This window comes from Amniculibacterium sp. G2-70, assembly GCF_014353055.1.
GTDB classification, from domain to species: Bacteria; Bacteroidota; Bacteroidia; order Flavobacteriales; family Weeksellaceae; genus Amniculibacterium; species Amniculibacterium aquaticum.
Genome location: NZ_CP060698.1, coordinates 1,181,036 through 1,205,780 on the forward strand (window position 1 = coordinate 1,181,036; position 24,745 = coordinate 1,205,780).

A 24,745-nucleotide genomic window follows, 5' to 3' on the forward strand; every position below is an offset into this window, starting at 1 on the left:
ACCAAAAACCAAAAAAGCGGGAACGGAGGGCACAATCGAAAGAAAAGCACTGCTTTTATTCACGATTGCGAGCGAAGCTCAGGTGCCCAAATAAAAAAGATGAGCACAACAGTACCCATCTTTTTCAAATTACTTCTGTAAATTTATTTTAAAAATCGTTTTAAGATTTCCACTGCAGATTCTGGGATATTGGTTCCTGGTCCAAAGATGAAATCGGCGCCGTTGTTGTACAAAAATTCGTAATCTTGCTGCGGTATCACACCGCCCACAACAATGGTAATGTCATCGGCTCCTAATTTTTTCAGTTCTTCTACCACTTGTGGCACCAAGGTTTTGTGTCCGGCAGCGAGTGAGGAAACTCCTAGAATATGAATGTCGTTTTCTACAGCCTGCTTGGCTACCTCTTCAGGTGTTTGGAAAAGTGGTGCTACATCGACATCGAAGCCCATATCGGCAAAGGCTGTTGCCACTACTTTCGCTCCTCTGTCGTGTCCGTCTTGTCCCATTTTGGCGACCATCAATCTTGGTCTTCTGCCTTCAGCATCTTCAAACTGTTGGGTAAGCGTTAGGGCCTTTTCGAAAAATTCATTTTTTTGTGCATTCATGGCGTATACTCCAGAAATGGTTTTAATGTTGGCTTTGTATCTACCGAAGCTTTCTTCCATGGCATCGCTCATTTCACCAAGGGTCACTCGTCTTCTTGCGGCTTCTATGCAGATTTCCAAAAGATTTCCTTGACCTGTTTTGGCAGCAGCTCTCAGTTGGTCTAAAATTTCATTAACTGAAACTTCGTTTCTTTCGGATTTTATTTTTTGCAATCTTTCGATTTGTTTTCTTCTCACCTCGGTATTGTCGATGTCCAAAATATCAAACTCTTGTTGTTTCAGTTTGGATTTGAAGGAATTGACTCCGATGATGAACTCTTCGCCGCTGTCAATTTTGGCTTGTTTTTTAGCGGCAGCTTCTTCAATTCTCATTTTAGGAATTCCGGCCTCGATGGCTTTGGTCATACCGCCTTCTTGCTCCACCTCGTCGATGTACTTCATGGCTTCGGTAATCATCTGTTGGGTAAGGGCTTCTACCAAATGACTGCCTCCCATAGGATCGACCACATCACAAATACCGCTTTCTTGCTGAAGAATAATCTGGGTATTTCTTGCAATTTTCGCAGAATAATCGGTTGGCAAAGCAATGGCTTCGTCCAATGCGTTGGTGTGTAAAGATTGTGTGCCACCCAGAGCCGAAGATAGAGCTTCTATCGCTGTTCTGGTGATGTTATTGAAAGGTTCTTGCTCGGTAAGTGACCAACCCGAAGTTTGGGAGTGCGTTCTAAGTGCGAGAGATTTTTGATTCTGCGGATTGAACTGGGTCAGTAAATTTGCCCAAATGGTTCTTGCGGCTCTCATCTTGGCAATTTCCATAAAATGATTCATCCCGATGGCCCAGAAAAAGGACAAACGAGGTGCAAAATCATCGACATTCATCCCGGCTTTTATTCCGGTTCTTACATATTCCAATCCGTCGGCAAGGGTATAAGCCATCTCCAAAACCGGTGTTGCTCCAGCTTCTTGCATGTGGTATCCCGAGATGGAAATGGAATTGAACTTAGGGATATTTTTGGAAGTGTATTCAAATATATCCGCAATGATTTTCATGGATGGTGTTGGTGGATAGATGTAGGTATTTCGTACCATAAATTCTTTCAGAATATCATTTTGAATGGTTCCTGAAAGTAGATTTTGTGCAACACCTTGCTCTTCAGCAGCTACGATATAAAAGGACAAGATGGGCAATACGGCACCGTTCATGGTCATGGAAACGGAAATCTGATACAAAGGGATTTCGTTGAATAAAATTTTCATATCCTCAACCGAGTCAATAGCAACTCCGGCTTTTCCGACATCGCCTACCACCCTGGAGTGATCCGAGTCGTAACCGCGGTGGGTTGCCAAATCGAATGCCACGGAAAGTCCTTTTTGTCCAGCAGCCAAATTTCTTCTGTAAAAAGCATTGGACTCTTCAGCGGTGGAAAATCCGGCATATTGTCGGATGGTCCATGGTTTCTGAACATACATCGTAGAATACGGCCCGCGCAAATAAGGAGCAATGCCGGCAGTCCAAGAATTTTGGGTTAATGGTGCGGAATCTTCTGCTGAATAACTGGATTTCAGTTGCAATCCGTCTTTTTCAAAGTGATACAATTCCGAGGTCGATTTTGTAACTTCTTGAAAGTCTGGATTTTTATCTTTGATGGGATGTCTCATTCTATGCTTTGATTAATCATCGGTAAAAATAGCTTTTTTTTGGGAAATGACTTCTTAGAATTTTTAAGTTAAATAGATGTTAAAATCATATTTTTTCGTTAGCTTAGCTTTACAAAACGCAATAATGCTAAAAAAAACACAACTTTACTTTATTTTTATTTTCCTTTTCATTTCTCAAACGGCTTTTGCACAAAATAAAATTGCGCAAGGAAGGGCTACAAACTCTGAGACCGGCGAGCTATTGCCATACACCCGAGTGGCATTAAAATCGAAAGACGGTAATATACATTTTACAGAAACCGATGTTGACGGGAAATTCCTAATTGAAAACACGATTAATTTAGATTCTATAATTGTGGAAAAGACGGGTTTTGAAAGATTGGCTTTAGGATATGATCAAGCTTTAAAATTAGAGTTGCATCTCATTCCAAAATCAAACAGCCCCAAGTTAACAAGAAGACAAAAAAAGTTAATAGACCGAGAGAAAAATATTGAGGGCATCACTCTGAAAATGAAAAGAAAAAAATACAGCAATCCTGCTTATGAAATTCTTGAAAAATTTGTTGAAAGAAAGGTAAATAACAATCCGGATAAGTATAAAAGTTATCGTTATGAAAACTACAGCCGAATGGAAATTTCCATGTCGGATTTTGGAGAAAAAATCAAGAAAAGAAAGGTTTACAAAGACATAAAAAATTTAATTGAAAACCAAATCGACTCCAACGAAATTGAAAAAAACAAACTGTCCATTCCCATTTTTGCTTCAGAAAACATCTCAGACATCTACTTCCAAAAAGAACCGGAAAACAAATCGGAAATCATCAAAAAAACAAAAACCAACGGCATTGGCATCGACGACGGGACCTTATTTTCACAGTTGATGTCATCCACTTTCATCAAGTATAATTTTTACAACAATTACATCAGGATTTTAGGAAAAGACTTCATCTCACCGCTCAACGACAATTTCAAAATTCAATACGATTATGAATTGGTTGACAAACATGCTGTCGTGGATGGAGAAAAATACTATGTACTAAAATTCAAGCCGTTTCGAGAATCGGATCTGGCTTTTGAAGGGACGGTCTATATTGCTCACGGTTCTTATGCCTTGTTTAAAATCGATGCTGAAATTAGCCCCAAGGCAAATATCAACTTCATCCACAGTTTGAAAATTCAACAAGAAATGACCAAACTGGACTCCAACGACCAATGGTTTCCGGGGAAAACTCGAGTTATTCTGGAAACTGCAAAACCGGGAAAAGAAAGCTTGGCCGTCTATCTTAAATACTATGCATCTACCAAAAACATTGAAACCGATATTGAAATAGAACCTAAAATTTTTGATGAAAAGATCGTCATTCTAAACGATGCTGAAACCGAAAGTGATGTTTTTTGGAACGAAAACAGACCCGATTCTTTGAGTGTTTCTGAAAAAACAATGCTGGCAACCATAAGCAAAATAAAAAAACTACCATCGGTAAAGTCGTATTTGGATGTCATCGACCTCCTTATCAACGGGTATTACAAAGTGGGCAAGGTTGGCCTGGGTCCTTTTTTATACACCGTTGGATACAACGATTATGAAGGCACACGGTTGAGAATGGGTTTTCTGACCAACAAATTCTTTAGTAAAAAATGGATTTTGGGAGGTTATGTCAGTTATGGATTTCAGGATCAGGCCATAAAATACGGTGCAAAAGTCGATTACATTTTTTCCAGAGATCCTTGGATACAAGGAGGCGTCTCTTACAGTCATGATCTGGGACAAGTTGCTTTTCAGTATGAAGATTTTTCATCCAGAAGAAATGCAATTTTCGATGCTTTCACCAAAAATGGCAGAATGAATTTGAGAAAGCCTTTTTGGCAAGACAGCTACCAGGGTTACCTTCAAGCAGACATCAACAAAAGCATTACAGGGAAAATCATTCTAAAACACGATACTTTTGATCCTGTATTTCCTTTTTCTTACCAAGAAAATCCTAATACTGAAATTATAAAAACTTTTAACACAACAGAAATTATTGCTGAGACCAGTTGGAAACCGGGAAGACAACATTTGGAATCCGGAAATAATAAGCAAGTAAGCCTAAAAGACAATGTGTACCAACCTACACTAATCCTTCGATACACCCGTGGGATGAAAAATTTTTTAAATGGGGATTTCAACTACAACAAAGTGCATCTTAACATTCAGCAAATTGTACCCATGGGACTTTTGGGTAGAGGAGAATATTCTTTAACCGCCGGATGGATCCCCAACAAAGTTCCGTATCCTTTGTTGGAAAATCATTTGGGAAATGGCTTTTCATTTTACAACAAATACGCCTTCAACATGATGCGTTTTTTTGAATTCACCAGCAACAAATATGTATCGTTGCAATACACCCAAAATCTCGAAGGACTGATCACCAACAGCCTTCCATTGATCAAAAAATTGAATTGGAGAAACCACATTACCTTCAACTATCTTTTAGGAGATTTGGATCCCTCGTTTGTGAAAAACACTTACCAAAACAACGAAGAATTTAAAAGCCTGAACCGCAAACCGTACATGGAATTGGGCTACGGCATCTCCAATATTTTCAGGTTTTTAAGAATTGATTTCATCCACAGACTGAATCATTTGCACCATTTGAGCAATGGAAAAGCACCGGATAAATTCAGTGTGAAAATTTCAGCCCAAATTAGACTTTAACAAAAAAGGATTGCCGAAAACAGCAATCCTTTTTTTATGGTATCTTGTCGAATATTAATCTTCTTCTCCCTTCATTTTTTCAGCATTTTCAGCCATGATAACCGCATCGATCATTTCACCGATATCACCATTCATATACGCATCCAGGTTATAAATGGATTTGTTGATTCTGTGATCGGTCACACGACCTTGTGGATAGTTGTAGGTCTTAATTTTTGCAGAACGGTCTCCTGTAGAAACCATTGTTTTTCTTTGTGCAGCAATATCGCCCACCACTTCTTGCAATTTGATATCGTACAATTTTGCTCTAAGCATTTCCATAGCCAATTCTCTGTTGGCCAACTGCGATCTTGCTTGCTGACAAACCACCACAAGTCCTGAAGGCTTGTGTGTCAGCTGTACTTTGGTTTCCACTTTATTTACATTCTGTCCACCGGCACCTCCCGATCTGGAAGTCTGCATTTCGATGTCGGCTGGATTAATTTCTACATCCACTTCTTCCGCTTCGGGTAAAACTGCGATGGTAATGGCTGAAGTATGCACCCTACCTTGAGATTCGGTTTCTGGGACTCTCTGTACACGGTGCACACCGGACTCGAATTTCATAATTCCGTACACGCCTTCGCCTTCCACTTTCATCACCAATTCTTTATAGCCTTTTGTCGCTTCGTTGCTATCGGTCACTTCATGCTTCCAACCTTTGGTTTTGAAAAACATGGAGTACATTCTGTAGATGTCTTCCACAAAAATTGCTGCTTCATCGCCCCCTGTTCCTGCACGCAATTCGACAATTACATTCTTGTCATCGGCAGGATCTTTCGGGATCAAAAGTACTTTTAGCTCTTCTTCCAAAGCCGGAATTTTTTCTAAAGCTTCGTTTTTTTCCATTTTTGCCAAATCCACAAAATCTTTATCCGAACCATCAGCTATAATTTCGTCGGATTCTTCAATGGTATTCAAGGCCGACATGTATTCATCAAAAACTTTTACAATTTTCCCCAAATCACTATATTCTTTATTGAGTTGGGAATATCTTTTTTGATCGGTAATTACATCGGGTTGAATGATTAAATCCGCTACTTCGTTGTAGCGTTGTTTTATGGCTTCTAATTTTGGAATTAATGACTTAGACATCGTAGATTTTTTGTGCTTGCAAAGATAGTGATTTTAAAAAAAGAAAAATCAGTTTCTAAAGAAATAGAAACTGATTTTGAAATATATTGTTTTGCTTGGATATCCCTTTTCCGAAATTAAGGTGAAAAAGAGATGACACCAAATTAATGATGACCGTGGATAAAAGGTCCGTCGCCTTTAAGATTGGTATAGATAACTTCCAAACCTTGTTCTGGCAAAGTTTTTCTTCTTACTTCTTCTGGGTCGAATGCTTTAGTTTTACCAAAATATTCTGCCAAACCTTGGGTTAACCACAATGGGATAATCCAACCGAAGAACATAAAAATACACCAAAAACCAACCATAAACATGACTAGAAAATATACAGTCCACAGGAACTGATAAAAAGGCCAAAATGCTGACAACATCATATTCTTATTATTTTAGGCAAAAGTAAATTATTTTTTATTGTCGGACAAACTTTTTAAAGTGATTTTTGTCCGAAATTATTGATTTTTTCAATCGTATTTTAATGTGCAATACTTGCAAAGAAATCATTTCCTTTGTCATCCGTGATGATGAATGCCGGGAAATTTACAATTTCTATCTTTCTTACGGCTTCCATTCCCAACTCTTCAAAGTCCACAACTTCTACCGATTTTATATTTTCTTTCGCTAAGATTGCAGCCGGTCCACCGATGGATCCCAAATAGAAACCACCGTGTTTCTTACACGCATCGGTCACCTCTTTGCTCCTATTCCCTTTGGCAAGCATGATCATACTTCCTCCATTCGCCTGGAATTCATCTACATAAACATCCATTCTACCCGCAGTGGTTGGCCCGAAGCTTCCAGAAGGCATTCCTTGAGGAGTTTTTGCTGGTCCGGCATAATAAATCGGGTGATTTTTAAAATACTCCGGCATGGGTTTGCCACTGTCCAACAATTCTTTAATTTTTGCATGGGCTATATCTCTTGCAACGATCAATGTTCCGTTCAGTTTCAGTCTCGTTTTGATTGGGTATTTCGAAAGTTCAGCCAAAACTTCAGCCATTGATCGATTAAGATCTATGCTTACCGGTTCTTCCAAATGAGGTGCTGTTGCTGGTAAAAACTTCTTAGGCTCGGTTTCTAATTGCTCAAGGAAAATTCCGTCTTTGGTAATTTTTCCTTTGATATTTCTATCGGCTGAACAAGAAACTCCCATACCCACAGGACAAGAAGCTGCATGTCTTGGCAAACGGATCACTCGAACATCGTGCGTCAGGTACTTGCCTCCGAACTGTGCTCCGATGGAACTTTCTTGACAAATTTTTTGCACTCTTTGTTCCCACTCCACATCGCGGAAAGCCTGGCCACCCATATTTCCTTCTGTTGGCAAATGGTCGAAATATCCGGCACTTGCTTTCTTCACGGCAGCAAGATTGGCTTCGGCAGAAGTACCACCGATTACGATAGCCAAGTGGTACGGAGGACAAGCCGCCGTTCCCAAATCCATAATTTTCTCTTTTACAAATTCTTCCAAAGACTTATCGTTCAATAACGACTTGGTTTTCTGGTACAAAAAGGTTTTGTTGGCAGAGCCACCGCCTTTTGCTAAAAATAAAAACTTATACGCATTGCCTTGTTCTGCATAAATGTCAATTTGAGCAGGAAGATTGGAACCCGAATTTTTCTCATCAAACATCGTTAATGGCACGACTTGAGAATAACGAAGGTTTTCGTTTTGATAAGTATTGTAGATTCCTTTTGAGATCCATTCGGCATCATTGACACCGGTGTACACATTTTCTCCTTTTTTGGCCATACAAATTGCCGTACCTGTATCTTGACAAGATGGCAAAGCACCCTCGACGGCTACCGCTGCGTTTTGCAACAAGTTGTACGCCACAAAACGATCGTTATCCGTAGCTTCAGGATCGTCGATGATGTTTTTTAATTTTTGTAAATGAGCAGAACGAAGCATAAAAGAAACATCTTTCATGGCGTGTTCGGCCAGCATTTCCAAACCTTTTGGGTCAACGGTTAAGATTTCTCTATTGCCAATTTGTTCTACTTTTACATAGTCCGAACTTAATTTTTTGTATTGGGTATCGTCTTTTAGAATAGGATACGGATCCTGGTATGAAAATTCCATTTTTTAATTTTTATTTTTGAGGTGTAAATTTAATGATTTTTTAGCAAGTAGCTCCTCATACTTTCCAGTCTTAATTGATCTTTAGATTTTTAATGATTTTCGTTCAGATCTTGTGCAATCAACCAGGCTTCGCTCCAACATGCTTGAAAATTAAACCCTCCGGTAACCGCATCAATATTAAGTACCTCACCAGAAATATAAAATTTATTCAAATTTTTCGACATCATATTTTTGAAGTTAACTTCCTTCAAATCCACACCTCCGGCAGTTACAAACTCGTCCTTGAAGGTAGATTTGCCATTGACTTTAAATTTCTTTTGACAAATGTTTTCCAAAATGGACTGCATTTCTTTTTTGTTCAACTGTGAGATTTGCTTCTCAGGATTAACTTTAGAAATCTCTAAAATTTTCGACCAAAACCTTTGCGTAACCGAAAAAATCCTACATTGTGCAATCTGCTTTTTGGAATGTGCTTCTCGATATTCATTTAACAATTCTTCAGCTTCGCTGATGTTTGTTGAAATAAAATTGACTTCTATTTCAAATTGATAGTTAGACGCATGAAGCTCTCTGGCTTTCCAAGCGGACAATTTTAAAATTGCAGGTCCCGACAATCCCCAATGGGTGATCAAAAGCGGTCCTGCTTCCTCTGTTTTTAAACTTTTAATTCGTATTTCTGAATTTTCAAAACTGGTTCCTGGAAGGTCTTTCAGCAAATCGTCTTTTATGTTAAAAGTAAATAAGGACGGTACGGCATTCACCATTTTTAATCCCAAATTCTCCAATATTTTTAAAGACTTGGGTGCCGATCCGGTTGCAAAAACCACGAAATCAGGTGTAAAATCTCCGTTATTGGTTGCAATCCGATACTGAGAATCAATCTTAACAATTTCTTTGACTGTCGTTTGGGTCAAAACTCTCACTTTTCGTTTTTCCACTTCGTTCATCAGGCAATTGATAATGGTTTGCGACGAATTGCTGACCGGAAAGACACGATTGTCGTCTTCAATTTTCAATTCGACACCTCGATTAGAAAACCACTCCATGGTATCACCAGGCTGAAATTTAGAAAAGACAGAAATCAATTCCTTGTTTCCTCTTGGATAAAATTTAACCAAATCCCGAGGGTCAAAACACGCATGACTCACATTACAGCGACCACCACCAGAGATTTTCACCTTTTGTAAAACTTCTTTTTGTTGTTCTAAAATGATAATTTCAAATTTTGAATGATCCAAATTGGCTGCACAAAAAAAACCAGATGCTCCACCTCCAACAATGACAACGCTTTTCTTTCCCATAAAATTTAGTATAGTTTGCAAAATTACAGTTTTTCAATCGTTTCTATTTTCTTAAATTTGAACTTTATATTTTGATTTCAAAACAATCCTAAAAAAACCTATAAAATGTCGGTTTACTATCATCCTTTTGACATTCGCTGGAGCGATTTGGACGCCAATTTCCATCTTGGAAATTCGGTTTATGTAGAATATTGTGCACATGCGCGGATGGCTTTTATGCAAAAAAATGGATTGAGCCTAAAAGCTCTGAGCCAATGGGGAATTGGGCCCGTGATTTTACACGAAAGACTTTCTTTTTTTAAAGAAATACACTTTGGTCAAGAAATTTTTGTGAGTGTAGAAATCAATGGTGTCTCAGAAGACGGAGGCATTTACAGATTCGAACACAAATTCTACTCCAAAGACGGCGTGCATCGTGCTAGTGCAGAAGCAATCGGAGTTTGGATTGACACCAAAATTAGAAAATCCACCGTCCCGAACGAAGAAATTGTAAGCGTAATGGAAAATTTCAAATCCAAAAACTGTTCAGTTTTGACCAAAGAAGATTTGAAAAATTTACCTTTCAAACCCGAGAATATCGATCCTTCCCAACTTTTAAATCAAGAAAAATGTTCAAATTAAAACTCCCAACCGACCCAAGATGGGCCAACATTGCAGAAGGTAACCTGGAAGAAATCTTGACCGATCATGCTTGGTGCGAGCAAAAAGCAGCCACCAACGCTATTGGACTGATTACCATGTTGCCGGAATATCCTGAAATTGTAACCGAACTCCTTGCCATTGCACAAGAAGAATTGGACCATTTCAACCAGGTGCATGAGATTATCCTGAAAAGAGGTTACAGTTTTGGCAGAACCCGAAAGGACGATTATGTAAACGAACTGGTCAATTTTATACAAAAAGGGGGCAATAGAAACGATTTGATTATCGACAAAATGCTTTTTGCTGCGATGATTGAAGCCAGAAGCTGCGAGAGATTCAAGGTATTGACTGAAAACATAAAAGACGAAGAGCTGAAAGTTTTTTACAAAGAATTGATGATTTCTGAAGCCAATCACTACACCACATTCATTGGTTTTGCCAGACAACTTGGCGATCCCGAAAAAGTAAACAAACGATGGGAAGAATGGCTGGAATACGAAGCTAAAGTCATACAATCCTACGGAAACAAAGAAACCATACACGGATAATTGATGAAAAAAAATAGTTTAGATTCTCTATTTAACACTTTTTTCAAAGCCTTTTTACACGGATTGGCCATCATTGGGCCTATCGGTCTGACGGTTTTTGTAATATGGTCGATCATTTCGTCCATCGACAACATGATCCCTTCCGTGGCTAAGGAAATCCCTGGACTAGTCTTTGTATCTGCCATTTTAATAACCGCCTTTTTAGGTTTTTTAGCAAATAAATTTGTTTTTGGTAAGTTTATTTTCGAACAATTGGACTTACTTTTAGAAAATACTCCCGGTGTAAAACACATCTACACCCCAACCAAAGATGTGATGAGCTCTTTCGTAGGCGATAAAAAGAAATTTAACCATCCGGTTTGGGTAAAAACCAATGAAAATCCAGAGATCTGGAGAATAGGATTTCTGACTCAACCCGAGATGTCAGCGGTAGAGAAAGAAAATTTTGTAGCCGTTTACCTTCCACATTCGTACGCCATTTCTGGGTGGGTCATTGTTACCGATGCAAAAAACACCAAGCCCGTTGTTGGGATGACTGCCGCTTCGGCCATGAAATTTGCAGTTTCTGGAGGTGTCGCAGGTTTCCATGCAGCAGAAAAGGAACACCACGAAAGTTCTGAAACAACGAACTAGTTACAACATCAACACAACGACAAAACCTAGAAAAAGCTTCTAGGTTTTGTCGTTTTTATGGGAATCAATAAATTTAAATCTTAGATAACAAAGTTCTAAAGTTTACTTTTTCGTCTATAATTCTTCTTAAATCAGAAATTGGCACTCTCACTTGTGTCATGCTGTCTCTTTCTCTTAAAGTTACGGTGTTGTCTTGTAAAGAGTCGTGATCCACAGTGATGCAGAACGGAGTACCAATGGCATCCTGTCTTCTGTATCGTTTTCCGATGGCATCTTTTTCTTCATAATATACATTAAAATCAAATTTTAATTCGTCGTAGATTTTTGAAGCCAATTCCGGAAGTCCATCTTTTTTCACCAAAGGAAGAATCGCCGCTTTTACTGGAGCCAATGCCGGTGGCAATGCCAAGACAACTCTTTCTGATCCATCTTCCAACACTTCGTTTTTCAAACAATGCGAAAGCAAAGCCAAAAACAACCTGTCCAAACCAATGGAGGTTTCTACAACGAAAGGTGTGTAGGTTTCGTTTCTTTCCGGATCAAAATACTGAAGTTTTCTACCCGAATGTTTTTCATGAGCCGAAAGGTCAAAATTGGTTCTGGAATGTATTCCTTCCAATTCTTTGAAGCCGAATGGGAATTTGAACTCGATATCGGCGGCCGCATTGGCATAATGTGCTAATTTTTCGTGATCGTGGAATTTATAGTTTTCCTGACCCAATCCTAGAGCCAAGTGCCAGTTTAATCGTTTTGTTTTCCAGTTTTGATAATACTCAAGCTCGGTTCCTGGAGGTACAAAAAATTGCATTTCCATTTGCTCAAACTCACGCATTCTGAAAATAAATTGTCTTGCAACAATCTCATTTCTAAATGCTTTACCAATCTGAGCTATCCCAAAAGGCAATTTATGTCTGGATGTTTTTTGTACATTTAAGAAATTAACAAAAATACCTTGTGCCGTTTCTGGTCTTAGATAGATGTCCGAAGCCGAATCTGCCGAAGCTCCCAGCTTGGTCCCAAACATCAGGTTAAACTGTCTTACTTCGGTCCAATTCTTAGAGCCTGTATCCGGGTCTGCAATTTCCAATTCTTCGATTAAAGCCTTAACATCAGCCAGATCTTCTTTTTCAAGAGACTGTGCCATTCTAGAAAGTATATTTTTTTGCTTTTCTCTGTACTCCATCACACGAGGGTTGGTACTTTCGAACTGAGCTTTATCAAAAGCGTCACCAAATCTTTTGGCTGCTTTTTCAATTTCTTTTTGAGCCTTATCTTCTAATTTTGCACAATAGTCTTCGATCAAAACATCGGCTCTAAATCTTTTTTTGGAATCTTTATTGTCAATCAAAGGATCGTTGAAGGCATCGACATGTCCGGAGGCTTTCCATGTGGTTGGATGCATCAAGATTGCAGAGTCTATCCCCACAATATTCTCGTTCATTTGCACCATGGATTTCCACCAATATTGTTTGATGTTGTTTTTTAGTTCGGCACCATTCTGACCGTAGTCGTACACGGCGGAAAGTCCGTCATAAATTTCGGAGCTTGGAAATATAAAGCCGTATTCTTTTGCGTGGGAAACCACATTTTTAAAAACATCTTCCTGCTTAGCCATAAAAATCTTGATTTTAGTATGCAAAAGTAGGAAATTTTAAAGAAATTCTCTAAGATTAATATTGGTTAAAAACCTGAACCATCAACTCACCAATGCGTCATAATCGTACCCGGCTCTTAGCAAAGCTCTTTTAGCAGCCTCCAAAGCGATGGGTGCATCGTTATGAGGATGTACCGGCACAGGAGTTACGGCACGCAACTGATCCAGCAGCGCTTGAGTTTCGTGGTGGGTCAGTTTTTCACAAGCCTCGTACATGCCGCCGTGTTTTTCTTCGACCTCATCGTGGATGTCCAAGACATGCATTAAGACCTTAACAATTTCTAGTGTTGGCGATGGCACCAGCAAAGCCGTAATGGCACCGTGCTCCAACCTTAGCTGTGGAGCAAATGGTAGTGGGACATTGTTGTTGGCTTTTTGGGCGGCTAGAAAAAATATTTTCTCCTCCATTTTAATATGAGTAAGTAAACCCACTCGGAATTGGCTGTACAAATCCATGTCGATATTCGACAGATCTGCAATGGCACTATCTAGAATGCTTTCTAACCGTCGATGGTCTTTGGTAAAAAAATCGTGAAGCTCTTGGTTCATGTGTGCAATTTAAAATGTGAATAACAACCGATCAAAAGTAAAACTTTTCCATGTAAAATCGATTATTCTATGTTTATAAAATGCATCATTGTAAAATTCTATCATTATCGTTGGAAGCTGACTGTATAAATCTTTAATTTTGTAAAACTTTTTTTTCGATGTACAAAAGCATTATTCGTCCGTTACTTTTCAAACTAGATCCAGAGGAAGCTCATCATTTAACCTTTTCCCTTTTGAAAAACTTTGGTTTTATGGCCAAACTTTTTTTACCTAAACCCGTTGAAAGCAAAAAATTGGAGCGGGAGGTCTTTGGGTTAAAATTCAAAAACCCCATTGGCCTGGCTGCCGGATTTGACAAGAATGCGGTACTCTTCAACGAATTGGCAGACCTTGGTTTTGGCTTTGTAGAGATCGGTACCGTAACGCCAAAAGCTCAGGACGGGAATCCCAAGAAAAGATTATTCCGACTGATTGAAGATGGAGGTATCATCAACAGAATGGGCTTTAACAATGAGGGTTTAGCAGCTGCCATTCATCAACTAAAAAAAAATAAAGGAAAAATAATTATCGGTGGGAATATTGGAAAAAACACCACTACCGCCCCAGAAAATTATACCCAAGATTATTTGGAATGTTTTGAAGGGCTTCATCCTTTCGTAGATTATTTTGTACTGAATGTGAGCTGCCCCAATGTGAGCAGCCATGCTAAATTGGAAGACGCCGACTACCTAAAAGAGCTGATCACAGAAGTACAGAAAATAAACAATACCAAGGCCCATCCTAAGCCTATATTGCTAAAAATCGCTCCGGATCTTAACACCGGACAATTGGATGAAATTATAGACCTGGTTGCTGAAACCAAAATCGACGGCATTGTGGCTACCAATACATCGACCAACAGAGAAGGACTGAGGACAAGCACCGAAAGGCTCAACGAAATTGGCAACGGCGGCTTGAGTGGCAAACCCATAAAAGAAAGAAGCACAAAAGTCATCAAATATTTACACGATAAAAGCGGTGGTACCTTCCCAATTATTGGGGTTGGTGGCATACATTCTGCAAAAGATGCCATGGAAAAATTGGATGCCGGCGCCACACTACTTCAGCTGTACACCGGTTTCATCTACGAAGGCACGGAACTCATAAACGAAATAAATCTTGAAATCCTAAGTCGGGCATCGAGAATAGGGAGATAGGCGATAAAAAAAATCCTTCACGAATATTTTCATGAAGGATTTTTATTTTTCTTATTTGTCTTTACCCAAATAATAAAGACCTTTCAGGGTGTGCAGCCTATCGGCAACATGGATCTTGTCGGTCAAGGGTTTGTATACATGAGAAACTCCACCTGTAGCCACCACAAAACAATCGCCCCCCACCTCATCGTTTATCCGGTCGATGAAACCTTCCACCATACCCAAATAGCCATAGACCATGCCGCTTTGCATACAGGTTACGGTATCTAGACCAAGAACAGATTTTGGTTTTTTCAGTTCAATTTCCGGCAATTGTGCCGTTTGGCTCACCAAGGAATTGAGCGAGGTAATGATGCCCGGAGCAATAATTACACCAATGGTTTCGCCCGTTTCGGTGATGCAACTTGCGGTGAGCGCTGTACCAAAATCGATGATGATTTTTTTCTTCCCAGGATACAAATGATGCGCTGCCACCAAATTGGCATAGATATCCGTGCCCATTTGTTTGGATTTCGGAACCACCTCCGAAAGTGTGTTTCTATCGACCAAAATCGGTTTTTTATTGTGTATTTTCTCCACCGCTCTGGAAATATCGTAAGTCAATTGTGGGACTACCGAACCGACAATCACCTTTTCAATTTCCTCAATTTTTATTTGATAATATTGATAAAGTGTAAGAAACTGTACAAAAAGTTCGTCACTGGTTTTGTACGGTTTGGTATTGATGATCCACGAAATTTCGCAGTTGTCTTTTTGAAATAAACCAAAACGAATGTTGGTGTTCCCGATATTGATGACAATAATGCTCATAGATGTTTTACTCTTATTTAGAAACTTTATCCAACTTTACTTCGTAGAAATTATCTTCCATATTGACATCTGCCAATCTTTGGGAGAAATCGATACCTAAAGCCAGCAATTGATCTTTGGTGTACGGGATTGTAAAGGTATATTCTTTTTGCGTCCAAGACCAATAATCCAACGATGTAAAATTGCCATTGATGTCTTTATTCTTCCAAACTCGGGTAAGGTTTAGTGGGATTTGATAATTCACCACTTTTTTATCCTTTGTAAGTACTGAAAAATCTATAGGCATCGGTACGGAACCTTTATTAACGAGCGTTATCGTGGTTGATTTTTCGCCAAAACTCACCTCTTTTATTCCGTAATCTATGGTTTTGGTGGTATTGATCCAATAATGATGAAACCACTTGAGATCCATGCCGGACATTTTCTGAGCGATGTGCAAAAAGTCCCTATCGCTAGGGTGTTTCAACTTCCATTGCTGATAATATTCTTTCATAATTGAGGACAACATAGGCTCTCCAACGATGTATCCCAACTGCACCAAAAACAACTCTCCTTTTACATAAGTAGAAAAAGTATAGGCTCTACCGTCGTCGTGGTGATCGCCCAACCAAACGGCCGGCTCTTCTTTTCCGGATTTTACAAATTTTCTATAATTTTCCAAAGTTCCGACGAAGGGATTCGGCATTGATTGTTGAGGCGGAAACAAGCGGTTCATGGCAATCGATTCGGCATAACTGGTAAAACCTTCGTCCATCCAAGGTTTCATGGACTCGTTGGTAGCAATAATTTGCTGAAACCAAGAATGAGATCCTTCGTGAAACATCAATCCACAGAGGTCTTCTAATTTTTTAGCTTCTCCCAAAATCATGGTACACATTCCGTATTCCATACCTCCATCTCCGGCTTGAATAAAGGAATATGAAGGATAGACATATCTTCCAAATGTGGCATTCATCAGTTGAAAATATTTTTCGATGTAAGGCTTGGACTGTTCCCAAAACAAGGTTTTCTCGGATTTTTGATAGACCAAATAGACTTTTGGACCGTCCACAACCGTAAAAGCATCCACCGAATAATCTCTGTCGGCAGCCCAAGCAAAATCCAACATGTTTTTAGCCGTCCACCTCCAAGTTGCTTTATTTTGACTGTTGGTTTTCACCACGGCATCCGTTTGATATCCTTTTACTTCATCAGGATTCATCAAAGTTCCACCGGCACCAATTACATAATCTTTATCAATGGAAATGCTCACATCAAAATTGGCAAAAGGTGCGTGAAATTCCCTTCCCACATAGTCAAAAGTTGCCCAGCCGTCGTAGTCGTATTCGGCAATTTTCGGAAACCATTGGGTCATGGTCATGTCGATGCCTTCACGATTATTTCTTCCGCTTCTACGGATCTGCATGGGGATCACGGCATCCCATTGCATGGTGAAAGTTGTTTTAGAATTGGGCTTTATCGGCTCTGCCAATTCCACCTTCATTACGGTTTCTTGAATTTCAAATTTTAAGTTTTTGCCATTTTGTTTGATAAAGTGAATGTTTTGCGCACCCTCTTCTTCTTTGGAAATGCTTGACAAACGAGATATTCCGTTTTGCTGCAAACGAGAGTCGCCGTTTTTCCCTTGACCGCTCACCCTTTGATCCATCATAGAACCCGATTTAAAGGCATTCCAATACAGATTAAAATACACCACTTTCAGCTCGTCTGGAGAATTGTTGGTATAGGTAAGTTCCTGTTTTCCTTGGTAGGTAAAGTTGGCAGCATCTACATCTACATCGATTTTATAATTTGCAAATTGCTGATAATATGGACCTTGCTGAGCATAAAAGGTCATAAAAGCAAGAGTAAGAATCAACGAAAATAACTTCATCATAATAAAAATTTAAAGGGTGAAAGATAGTGAATTTTACAATTTTTGAAAAAGACATAAAAAAACCGCCTTTTGAGAGGCGGTTTTATGTGGATTTCTCTATTTTGAGCTTTCGAAAATTTTATTCAGAATACCGTAAGTGATCATGTAAGTTGGCTTGACACCGGTAAGTCCGAGACCTCCGGAAGACAGGGTACTTCCCGTTTCTAATGGGTTGTCCGAAGCATAATAGGCATACATAACAAATAAATCTTGAGAAATATGGTGTCGTATTTTGGAGGCCACCTGAATTGCTTTTTGGTAATGGGCTCCTTCCATTTCTAGACCAATTGCTTTCCAAGAAGTATTCATAAAATAGGTCAGAATGTCTTTATTCTGAAGCGAAGTTCCCAATACCGTAATCATCGAACCTTCAAAAGCTTTTATTTCATCATCTTGAAAATCATGCAATTTCAGAGCGTTTTCAAAAGGATAATTGTCGGCTGTACCTTCAAAAATATGAGAAGTCGGGATCATGATATCGCCTTTTCCACCCGTTAGTATTCCTGCTTTCCCCATAATCGAAATGGATTTCACATTCATGGAATTTTTATTTCCATCTAGGGCTATGGGCCTTAGGAGCTCGTCCATCACTTCAAAAGCTTGTTCGCCAAAGGCATAATCGAACACCAAAACCACATCGTCTCCTTTAAAATCCAAATGTGCAAAAGGAGAATTTTCTAATTTTATTTTTGAAAGATCGATAATTTGAACATCAATATTGCTGCCGCTGTCGTCATTGATATATATAAGTCCTTGGTTTTCGGCAAATTTTAAAATTTTATCCTGATGGGATTTGTTGTTGCTGATGTCTTCGTAGAATTTGTAATCGACTTCTGTGGATGCTTTTTTCTCCAATGCATCGTGCCCGAAGAGCATATTTTTCACCGAATGCATATTGGCAGAGATGATGTGCAGGGGTTTTTCATGAAGATTGTTTTTCAGTAAAACCGCCTTTACATTATTGGCCCATTTTTCACCAAAATAGTGGTGTCCAATTCTTTCTCGAAGAATGGCTGAAAAATGAATTTCACGCTCTCTCACTTCCTGATCGTCGCTTAGGCTCACCCTTCCCAGATGATAAATTACTTTGAATAAGCGATCCGGATTTTTATCGTCTCCAAAGTTATGGTAGGCTTCCAAAGTTTCATCAAAAGTACGACCCAACAAAGACGAAAGATGGATGAGAGCAACCTCCTTCTCTTGGCGGCTCATTTTCTTTTTACCTAACGCGACTTCTTCAATTATCCTCCAGGTTCTTGTAGAACGGCATCCGTCTTCTTTTATAAATGCCAAATTCCTGATTTTATCGGCCTCTATATATAAAAAGGTAAGGTGGGTGAGGATATCATAAACTTCCGAACGACCAAGCAACACCTCAATGTTCATTTGGTGATCGTCTATTCGATAACAATTTCTTCGTCTCTTTTTAGGAACAATCAGGTCAAAACTTCCTTTTTCAAAACCTTCGTCTGAGGTCAGGTGCACAAAGGGAGTCTCCTCTATACCCTCTGGTAAACGATCCAAAACATAGAGCAAACCATCGAGTTCAATTTTGTTGGGCACATTCATTGAACCGTAGATTTCAGGGTTGATGGTCATCAACAAAGACCTAAGACTGCCTCCCGAAACCCCTGCCGGTTTGAAAAAACCTCTGTAAAACAAGTGTCTCATAGACACATACAATCGTTCAATTGCTTCCGTAGTTTCTCTTGCTCTAGAATTTGCCATAAATTTAATTTTTAAAAAAGTGAGACAAGTTACAATATAATTATCGGATTTACCAAGCCACACTCCCGTAAATGAACGAAAATTAACATAACAAACAGCAATAATGAAACCATCAAAACAAAGCATGAAATACAAAATAACACAAACACCCCTAAAAAAAATAGGGGTCAAAAATAATTTTATTCATTTTTTTTGTAATTTTGCCAGATAAAACCAAAGCATTATGTCAAAATTAAGATTTAAAGCTCTCGAAACTCTTCCGTTTCAAAATTACAGAGCCGTGAACAAAGTAGAAGTTCCAGCAAAACTTTCTGAACTTTTCTGCCAAAATGTTTTTTCCGAAGAAGCCATGAGGTCTTACCTTACGAAAGAAGCATTCGAAGCGATACAAGACGCCATTAAAAGAGGGTCGAAAATCCAAAGACATATTGCCGATCAAATTGCAGTAGCCATGAAGGATTGGGCGTTATCCAAAGGCGTTACGCACTATACGCATTGGTTTCAGCCTTTGACAGGTACCACCGCTGAAAAACACGACAGCTTCTTCACACCTTTTGAAAGCGACAGAGCAATTGAACGATTCAACGGAGGAATGCTGATCCAACAAGAGCCCGATGCATCTTCATTCCCAAATGGAGGAATTAGAAACACCTTCGAAGCCAGAGGCTATACCGCTTGGGATCCTACTTCGCCGGCATTCATCATGGGAACTACCTTGTGCATCCCTTCTATTTTCATTTCATACACTGGAGAAGCTTTGGATTACAAGACTCCACTATTAAGAGCATTGCATGCAATTGACGAAGCCGCAACCGATGTTTGCAAATCGTATTTTGATAAAAATGTTACCAAAGTAACTGCTACTTTAGGTTGGGAGCAAGAATATTTCTTGGTTGACAGTGCACTATACCTTTCCAGACCGGATTTGGTCATTACAGGACAAACTCTTTTGGGACACACTGCCGCAAAAGGACAACAATTGGACGATCACTACTTCGGATCCATACCAACCAGAGTCATGAACTTCATGAAGGAATTGGAAGTTGAGTGTATTAAACTAGGAATCCCAGTAACGACCAGACACAACGAAGTGGCACCAAACCAGTTTGAGCTTGCCCCAATGTTTGAAGAAACCAATGTTGCTGTAGACCACAACTCTTTGCTAATGGATGTTATGGCAAGAATTGCACACAAACACCATTTCCATATCCTGTTCCACGAAAAACCGTTCAAAGGCGTTAACGGAAGTGGCAAACACAACAACTGGTCGCTAGCAACCGACACCGGAGAAAACCTTTTGAGTCCGGGAAAAAATCCTAAGAAAAACTTACAATTCTTGACATTCTTTGTCAACTCATTAATGGCCGTTCATGACAATGCCGATCTTTTGAGAGCCAGCATTGCATCTGCCAATAACGACTATAGACTGGGTGCCAATGAAGCTCCACCGGCAATTATTTCAGCATTTATCGGAACTCAATTGTACGGCGTTTTGGACGATTTGGAAAAAGTAACCGATGGCAAACTTTCTCCTGAAGAAAAAACCGAATTGAAATTGAATGTTGTAGGAAAAATTCCTGAAATCCTATTGGACAATACCGACAGAAACAGAACTTCGCCTTTCGCATTCACAGGAAACAAATTCGAGTTCCGTGCAGTTGGCTCTTCTGCAAACTGTGCCGAGCCGATGACGGTTCTGAACACCATCATGGCAAAACAACTGATCGTCTTCAAACAAGAAGTTGACGCCTTGATAGAAACCGGACTGAAGAAAGACGAAGCCATCTTCAACATCCTGAGAGAATATGTAAAAAAATGTAAAAACATTATTTTCGAAGGCGATGGATACTCTGATGATTGGGCCAAAGAAGCCAAGAAAAGAGGATTGAACAACCACAAAACAACTCCCGAAGCTCTAAAACAAATGCTTGACAAAAAATTCATGGATTTGTATGAAGAAATGGGCATCTACTCTCACAGAGAATTTGAAGCCCGAGTGGAAATTAAATTGGAAAAATACGCAACGGTAGTTGATATCGAAGCAAGAGTCTTGGCAGACATTGCCAGAAACCACATTGTACCGGCTGCCCTTAATTATCAAAACCGATTGATTGATAATGTAAAAGGATTGAAAGAAATTTTTGGAGACAAAGAATATCTTACATTAGCTAAAGAACAAATGGATCTTATCCGAGACATCTCTCATCAAGTAGCACAAATTAAAACAGGTGTTGATGAATTGTTAACGGCAAAAGAAAAAGCCAATGCCACCGAAGACGGACAGAAAAAAGCAGAAGCGTATTGCAATAAGGTTAGACCTTTATTTTCCGTAATCCGTTCCGCATCCGATGCTTTGGAAATGATGGTTGATGACGAACTTTGGCCAATGACCAAATACAGAGAATTGCTATTCACCAAATAATAACAATTATAAAGGCTGCTCGATTTGAGCAGCCTTTTTTTAATAATTTTTAAAAATCTATTTTTTATCCACTTTCCAAGAGTGGTTGTTTTTATTTTCGGATCTCTTCACCCCATTGTCAATGGTATAAGCCAAACCAACACCTAAAGTTTGTTTAAGTTGCGTTTTTTTGATTTGGTTATGATCGTACAGTAAATCTAAAGTAATGTTGGACGAAATGTATTTGTTAATTTTCATATTCAAAGCACCGCTGTACCCCAAAACCAATCGCTCCGGATGATCCAAATAATTGGAAAACACCGATGCCGAATTGACCAAAGAAATATTCTCCATCAACTTCACTTTATAGATTGCCGTTCCCAAGAAACCGAACTGAAACAAGGAAGAATCGCCATTGTTCTTCAAGCCATAATTACCTGCAACTTGCAAATCTTTATCCAACACAAAAGTCCACTTGGCATTGGCAGGACGAAGCGTCATCGTAAAATTATCATTCGGTTTGTAGGTGATACCTGCACCCAAATTAAGATAGCCGGGAGCCATAAAATTGGATAATTTTGCTGCCGCAGGGTTGTTACCGTCCGCATATCCTGGAGCAAATTGCGTTAACAGACCAGCACCAACAGAAGCATACCAGTTTTTGTAAATCTCTCTACCGTAATTGGTGGAAAGGTTGATCACATCTTGGGTTTTTCTATTTCCCAAACCTTGGGTATTGTTCTGCCCATAACCAAGAATGACAATATTTTCCCAAAGATTTTTACCTTTTTCATAGGTCATGTTGTAGTTCACTCCGGCCAACCAACCTACATTGTTGGCACCACCACCAACCCAGTTGGAAAACGCCGCCTGATTGAGCATTAAAGTATTTTGCCCTACAACCGACCAATGCTTCACGGTAGCAGAATCTTGTACATTCGTTTCCTGAGCCACAGCAAAGCAACCGATTGCCGATAAAATGAGTACTGAAATTTTCTTCATGTGTTTATTTTATTTAAATTTTATTTTGTCACAATGGGTTTTATCACCTTTTTACGATTGTCTTTCTCAATATTTTGTCCACCCAAATTATAAATAAATCCAATACCCAGCGTTTGTTTCGTTTGTAATTTTTGAATTTGATAGTGATCGTACAACAAGTCCAAATTAACCACCGTGGTGATGTATTTATTAAATTTGATATTCAACGAGGCATTATAAGCGACATTTACCCTTTCCATATGCTCCAAATAATTGGAAAATAAATTCAATTGATTGTCCATATAGATTCCCTTATGAATATTCAGTCTATAGATAAAATTCATCCTAAAACCGAGCTCGGTTCTTAGGCTTTGTCCATCTTCCAACAAACCGTATTTACCTGCCTTTTGCAAAAGAGGGTCGGTCACGAAAGTAAATCGACCGTTGAGTGGGCGAAAAATAATCTGCAAATTTTCATTTGGATTATACGAAATACCGAGACCAACATTCAGGTACCCTGGAGCCATAAATTTTGAAATCCGATCTTCAAACTTAGGATCCGGCGTTGATGAGTAATTATATCCCGGCCCAAACTGCGTAACAAACTGAATACCCGACGACAGGTAATAATTTTTACCGATATCATAGCCATAATTGGAAGTCACATTGATGTAGTCATCTGTTTTTTTGGTCGGTTGTCCATTGGTAGTAACGAAACCAAATCCAAATTGGAAAATATTTTCCAAGAAATGCTTGTTCTTTTTGTAGCTCATGTTGTAATTCACTTTTGCAATTACACCGATATTGCTATTCCCTCCGGCATTCCAATTCGAAAAAGACGCTTGGTTAAACACCAAATTATTCTGCCCCATAAAGTACCATCGTTGCGGATCTTTATATTTTACCAATCCAAAAGGCGTCAACGGCATTTCTGTTGGCCCGTTCGGGACGACCGCATTTTTAGGAATGTATATGGTATCTGCAAATTTTCTTTTAAAGCCTTCAATTTTAGGATTCGCCAAACTATCCAAATCCAAATTGGTTTCAGACCATTTTTTTTGCCCAATAGAGTCTATCAGCTTTCGATACTCAGAAATTTGAGCAGAAGCACAGACCGTCATCAACATTAAAAATATTGAAGTTACTTTTTTCATAATCTATTAATCAGTAATAATTGAGAATATAAAGGCCTCATCAAAATTGTTTTTCAATATTATTTTAGATAACCCTTACTTTCAAAACAACGAGCGACAAAATTAACACATTGAAAATTAAAATTTAAAAATAAAAATGCATTTTGTCTCATTTTTTGACTATTTTTATCAATAAAGGACAAAATTTCCTACAATTTATTGTGGCTTTCGTTTTGATAAGTTATATCCATGTTAAAAAAAACCATTTCTAAAAAGGCCATCTTCTACCCACTTGCAATGCTTTTTGCCATGTGGTTTTTTTATTTTTTACAACTTCATGGTTTTTTTGAAAGTTGCAACGGCGCCATTATTCCACTTCACCCGGACGGACTAAAAGGCATCTTGTTCTCCCCATTGCTTCACGGAAGCTTAGACCACATCATTGGAAACTCCCTCCCCATGGTGATTTTGATGTTTTTGTTGTATCAGTTTTACCCCAGCATTGCCAACAAAATATTTTTTACAGGATGGATTGCTGTTGGGCTTTTGGTCTGGCTCCTGCCTCCCATAGACATCATGACTGGCGAGTACCGATACATTTGTATTGTTGGTGCCAGCGGTTTGGTTTATGTTTTGGCATTCTTCCTCTTTTTCAGTGGCGTCTTTCGTTGGAACATGAAACTCCTCACCATTTCTTTATTGGTTGTTTTGTATTACGGTGGTTTGGTTTGGGGCATATTTCCAGAAGAGTTTTTCTCCAACCTGAACGAACCCAGCAAAATATCTTGGCAAGCCCATCTTTCTGGTGCCATCATCGGAAGCATTATGGCTTTTATGTACAAAAACATTGGTGATAAAAAGAAAAAATTCATTTGGGAATACCCCAATTATTATAGCGAAAAAGACGACAAGCTTTGGCAAGAATACAAAGAAAATCACCCTGAAGACTTCTCAGAACTGCCTCATAAAAAGAAAGACGACATCTGGAACCGATTGGATGATCTAAGAAAAAAAGAAAATTAGCGATACTTTTTTTTCATAA

At 39.0% G+C, this 24,745-nt stretch carries 19 protein-coding genes; 7 read left to right on the forward strand and 12 right to left on the reverse strand.

Annotated elements, in window-relative coordinates; all coding sequences use genetic code 11:
- Positions 1-143: 143 nt before the first annotated feature.
- A complete protein-coding gene (gene scpA, locus H9Q20_RS05400) occupies positions 144-2,264 on the reverse strand; it encodes a methylmalonyl-CoA mutase (protein WP_124639319.1) in 2,121 nt (706 codons plus the stop codon).
- Between the two features lie 124 nt (positions 2,265-2,388).
- Between scpA and H9Q20_RS05405 the strand changes: the two genes are divergently transcribed.
- Positions 2,389-4,962: a DUF5686 family protein gene (locus H9Q20_RS05405; RefSeq protein WP_187478463.1), complete on the forward strand. Its 2,574-nt coding sequence runs from the start codon at positions 2,389-2,391 to the stop codon at positions 4,960-4,962.
- A 54-nt stretch (positions 4,963-5,016) separates the two neighbouring features.
- On the opposite strand, the gene prfA is transcribed toward H9Q20_RS05405, so the two are convergent.
- The 4 genes from prfA to H9Q20_RS05425 form a co-directional block, all read right to left on the reverse strand.
- Positions 5,017-6,096 (reverse strand): peptide chain release factor 1, encoded by a 1,080-nt coding sequence (gene prfA / locus H9Q20_RS05410; RefSeq protein ID WP_124639315.1) that lies wholly within the window; start codon positions 6,094-6,096, stop codon positions 5,017-5,019.
- A gap of 143 nt (positions 6,097-6,239) precedes the next feature.
- A complete protein-coding gene (locus H9Q20_RS05415) occupies positions 6,240-6,506 on the reverse strand; it encodes a hypothetical protein (RefSeq protein ID WP_187478464.1) in 267 nt (88 codons plus the stop codon).
- A 98-nt stretch (positions 6,507-6,604) separates the two neighbouring features.
- Positions 6,605-8,212: a fumarate hydratase gene (locus H9Q20_RS05420; protein ID WP_187478465.1), complete on the reverse strand. Its 1,608-nt coding sequence runs from the start codon at positions 8,210-8,212 to the stop codon at positions 6,605-6,607.
- Positions 8,213-8,301: 89 nt separating this feature from the next.
- A complete protein-coding gene (locus H9Q20_RS05425; protein ID WP_124639308.1) occupies positions 8,302-9,513 on the reverse strand; it encodes an NAD(P)/FAD-dependent oxidoreductase in 1,212 nt (403 codons plus the stop codon).
- 105 nt (positions 9,514-9,618) lie between these two features.
- Here H9Q20_RS05425 and H9Q20_RS05430 point away from each other — a divergent pair, with 105 nt between their 5' ends.
- From H9Q20_RS05430 to H9Q20_RS05440, 3 genes are read left to right on the forward strand one after another with little or no spacing between them, the layout of a single operon-like run.
- Positions 9,619-10,134 carry an acyl-CoA thioesterase gene (locus H9Q20_RS05430; RefSeq protein ID WP_187478466.1) on the forward strand — a complete coding sequence of 172 codons (516 nt, stop codon included), beginning with the start codon at positions 9,619-9,621 and terminating at the stop codon, positions 10,132-10,134.
- The gene (locus tag H9Q20_RS05435; RefSeq protein WP_124639304.1) at positions 10,122-10,703 is read left to right on the forward strand and encodes a tRNA-(ms[2]io[6]A)-hydroxylase; all 582 of its coding nucleotides are present in this window, start codon (positions 10,122-10,124) and stop codon (positions 10,701-10,703) included. The genes H9Q20_RS05430 and H9Q20_RS05435 overlap by 13 nt, the downstream gene beginning before the upstream one ends.
- Positions 10,704-10,706: 3 nt before the next feature.
- On the forward strand, positions 10,707-11,336 hold the full coding sequence (locus tag H9Q20_RS05440; protein ID WP_187478467.1) for a DUF502 domain-containing protein: 630 nt from the start codon (positions 10,707-10,709) through the stop codon (positions 11,334-11,336).
- Positions 11,337-11,409: 73 nt separating this feature from the next.
- Here the strand turns inward: H9Q20_RS05440 and H9Q20_RS05445 are convergent, their stop codons facing one another.
- Positions 11,410-12,951: a glycine--tRNA ligase gene (locus H9Q20_RS05445; protein ID WP_187478468.1), complete on the reverse strand. Its 1,542-nt coding sequence runs from the start codon at positions 12,949-12,951 to the stop codon at positions 11,410-11,412.
- Between the two features lie 81 nt (positions 12,952-13,032).
- Complete coding sequence (locus H9Q20_RS05450) at positions 13,033-13,539, reverse strand: hemerythrin domain-containing protein (protein ID WP_187478469.1); 507 nt, start codon at positions 13,537-13,539, stop codon at positions 13,033-13,035.
- A gap of 158 nt (positions 13,540-13,697) precedes the next feature.
- Between H9Q20_RS05450 and H9Q20_RS05455 the strand changes: the two genes are divergently transcribed.
- Positions 13,698-14,735, forward strand: coding sequence for a quinone-dependent dihydroorotate dehydrogenase (locus H9Q20_RS05455; protein ID WP_187478470.1), 1,038 nt, complete (start codon positions 13,698-13,700; stop codon positions 14,733-14,735).
- A gap of 51 nt (positions 14,736-14,786) precedes the next feature.
- Here the strand turns inward: H9Q20_RS05455 and H9Q20_RS05460 are convergent, their stop codons facing one another.
- The 3 genes from H9Q20_RS05460 to H9Q20_RS05470 form a co-directional block, all read right to left on the reverse strand.
- On the reverse strand, positions 14,787-15,545 hold the full coding sequence (locus tag H9Q20_RS05460; RefSeq protein ID WP_187478471.1) for a type III pantothenate kinase: 759 nt from the start codon (positions 15,543-15,545) through the stop codon (positions 14,787-14,789).
- A gap of 13 nt (positions 15,546-15,558) precedes the next feature.
- Positions 15,559-17,421, reverse strand: a complete 1,863-nt coding sequence (locus H9Q20_RS05465) for a M1 family metallopeptidase (protein WP_187478472.1) — start codon at positions 17,419-17,421, stop codon at positions 15,559-15,561.
- A gap of 96 nt (positions 17,422-17,517) precedes the next feature.
- On the reverse strand, positions 17,518-19,188 hold the full coding sequence (locus H9Q20_RS05470) for a DUF6909 family protein (RefSeq protein WP_124639271.1): 1,671 nt from the start codon (positions 19,186-19,188) through the stop codon (positions 17,518-17,520).
- A 223-nt stretch (positions 19,189-19,411) separates the two neighbouring features.
- On the opposite strand from H9Q20_RS05470, the gene H9Q20_RS05475 reads away from it, so the two are divergent.
- Positions 19,412-21,610 carry a glutamine synthetase III gene (locus H9Q20_RS05475; RefSeq protein ID WP_124639269.1) on the forward strand — a complete coding sequence of 733 codons (2,199 nt, stop codon included), beginning with the start codon at positions 19,412-19,414 and terminating at the stop codon, positions 21,608-21,610.
- Between the two features lie 57 nt (positions 21,611-21,667).
- On the opposite strand, the gene H9Q20_RS05480 is transcribed toward H9Q20_RS05475, so the two are convergent.
- Entirely contained in the window at positions 21,668-22,591 is a 924-nt protein-coding gene (locus tag H9Q20_RS05480) for a DUF3078 domain-containing protein (RefSeq protein ID WP_124639267.1), read from the reverse strand.
- 20 nt (positions 22,592-22,611) lie between these two features.
- Positions 22,612-23,724: a DUF3078 domain-containing protein gene (locus tag H9Q20_RS05485; protein ID WP_124639265.1), complete on the reverse strand. Its 1,113-nt coding sequence runs from the start codon at positions 23,722-23,724 to the stop codon at positions 22,612-22,614.
- 228 nt (positions 23,725-23,952) lie between these two features.
- Between H9Q20_RS05485 and H9Q20_RS05490 the strand changes: the two genes are divergently transcribed.
- Positions 23,953-24,726 carry a rhomboid family intramembrane serine protease gene (locus H9Q20_RS05490; protein ID WP_124639263.1) on the forward strand — a complete coding sequence of 258 codons (774 nt, stop codon included), beginning with the start codon at positions 23,953-23,955 and terminating at the stop codon, positions 24,724-24,726.
- Positions 24,727-24,745 lie beyond the last annotated feature (19 nt).

Bases quoted from the DNA above. Each gene is read 5' to 3' on its own strand.
- H9Q20_RS05435 (WP_124639304.1), top strand. From the start codon at position 10,122: ATGTTCAAATTAAAACTCCCAACCGACCCAAGATGGGCCAACATTGCA.
- H9Q20_RS05485 (WP_124639265.1), bottom strand. From the start codon at position 23,724: ATGAAAAAAGTAACTTCAATATTTTTAATGTTGATGACGGTCTGTGCT.
- H9Q20_RS05490 (WP_124639263.1), top strand. From the start codon at position 23,953: ATGTTAAAAAAAACCATTTCTAAAAAGGCCATCTTCTACCCACTTGCA.
- H9Q20_RS05415 (WP_187478464.1), bottom strand. From the start codon at position 6,506: ATGATGTTGTCAGCATTTTGGCCTTTTTATCAGTTCCTGTGGACTGTA.
- H9Q20_RS05450 (WP_187478469.1), bottom strand. From the start codon at position 13,539: ATGAACCAAGAGCTTCACGATTTTTTTACCAAAGACCATCGACGGTTA.
- scpA (WP_124639319.1), bottom strand. From the start codon at position 2,264: ATGAGACATCCCATCAAAGATAAAAATCCAGACTTTCAAGAAGTTACA.
- H9Q20_RS05455 (WP_187478470.1), top strand. From the start codon at position 13,698: ATGTACAAAAGCATTATTCGTCCGTTACTTTTCAAACTAGATCCAGAG.
- H9Q20_RS05480 (WP_124639267.1), bottom strand. From the start codon at position 22,591: ATGAAGAAAATTTCAGTACTCATTTTATCGGCAATCGGTTGCTTTGCT.
- H9Q20_RS05460 (WP_187478471.1), bottom strand. From the start codon at position 15,545: ATGAGCATTATTGTCATCAATATCGGGAACACCAACATTCGTTTTGGT.
- H9Q20_RS05430 (WP_187478466.1), top strand. From the start codon at position 9,619: ATGTCGGTTTACTATCATCCTTTTGACATTCGCTGGAGCGATTTGGAC.
- H9Q20_RS05445 (WP_187478468.1), bottom strand. From the start codon at position 12,951: ATGGCTAAGCAGGAAGATGTTTTTAAAAATGTGGTTTCCCACGCAAAA.
- prfA (WP_124639315.1), bottom strand. From the start codon at position 6,096: ATGTCTAAGTCATTAATTCCAAAATTAGAAGCCATAAAACAACGCTAC.
- H9Q20_RS05470 (WP_124639271.1), bottom strand. From the start codon at position 19,188: ATGGCAAATTCTAGAGCAAGAGAAACTACGGAAGCAATTGAACGATTG.
- H9Q20_RS05425 (WP_124639308.1), bottom strand. From the start codon at position 9,513: ATGGGAAAGAAAAGCGTTGTCATTGTTGGAGGTGGAGCATCTGGTTTT.
- H9Q20_RS05440 (WP_187478467.1), top strand. From the start codon at position 10,707: ATGAAAAAAAATAGTTTAGATTCTCTATTTAACACTTTTTTCAAAGCC.
- H9Q20_RS05405 (WP_187478463.1), top strand. From the start codon at position 2,389: ATGCTAAAAAAAACACAACTTTACTTTATTTTTATTTTCCTTTTCATT.
- H9Q20_RS05465 (WP_187478472.1), bottom strand. From the start codon at position 17,421: ATGATGAAGTTATTTTCGTTGATTCTTACTCTTGCTTTTATGACCTTT.
- H9Q20_RS05420 (WP_187478465.1), bottom strand. From the start codon at position 8,212: ATGGAATTTTCATACCAGGATCCGTATCCTATTCTAAAAGACGATACC.
- H9Q20_RS05475 (WP_124639269.1), top strand. From the start codon at position 19,412: ATGTCAAAATTAAGATTTAAAGCTCTCGAAACTCTTCCGTTTCAAAAT.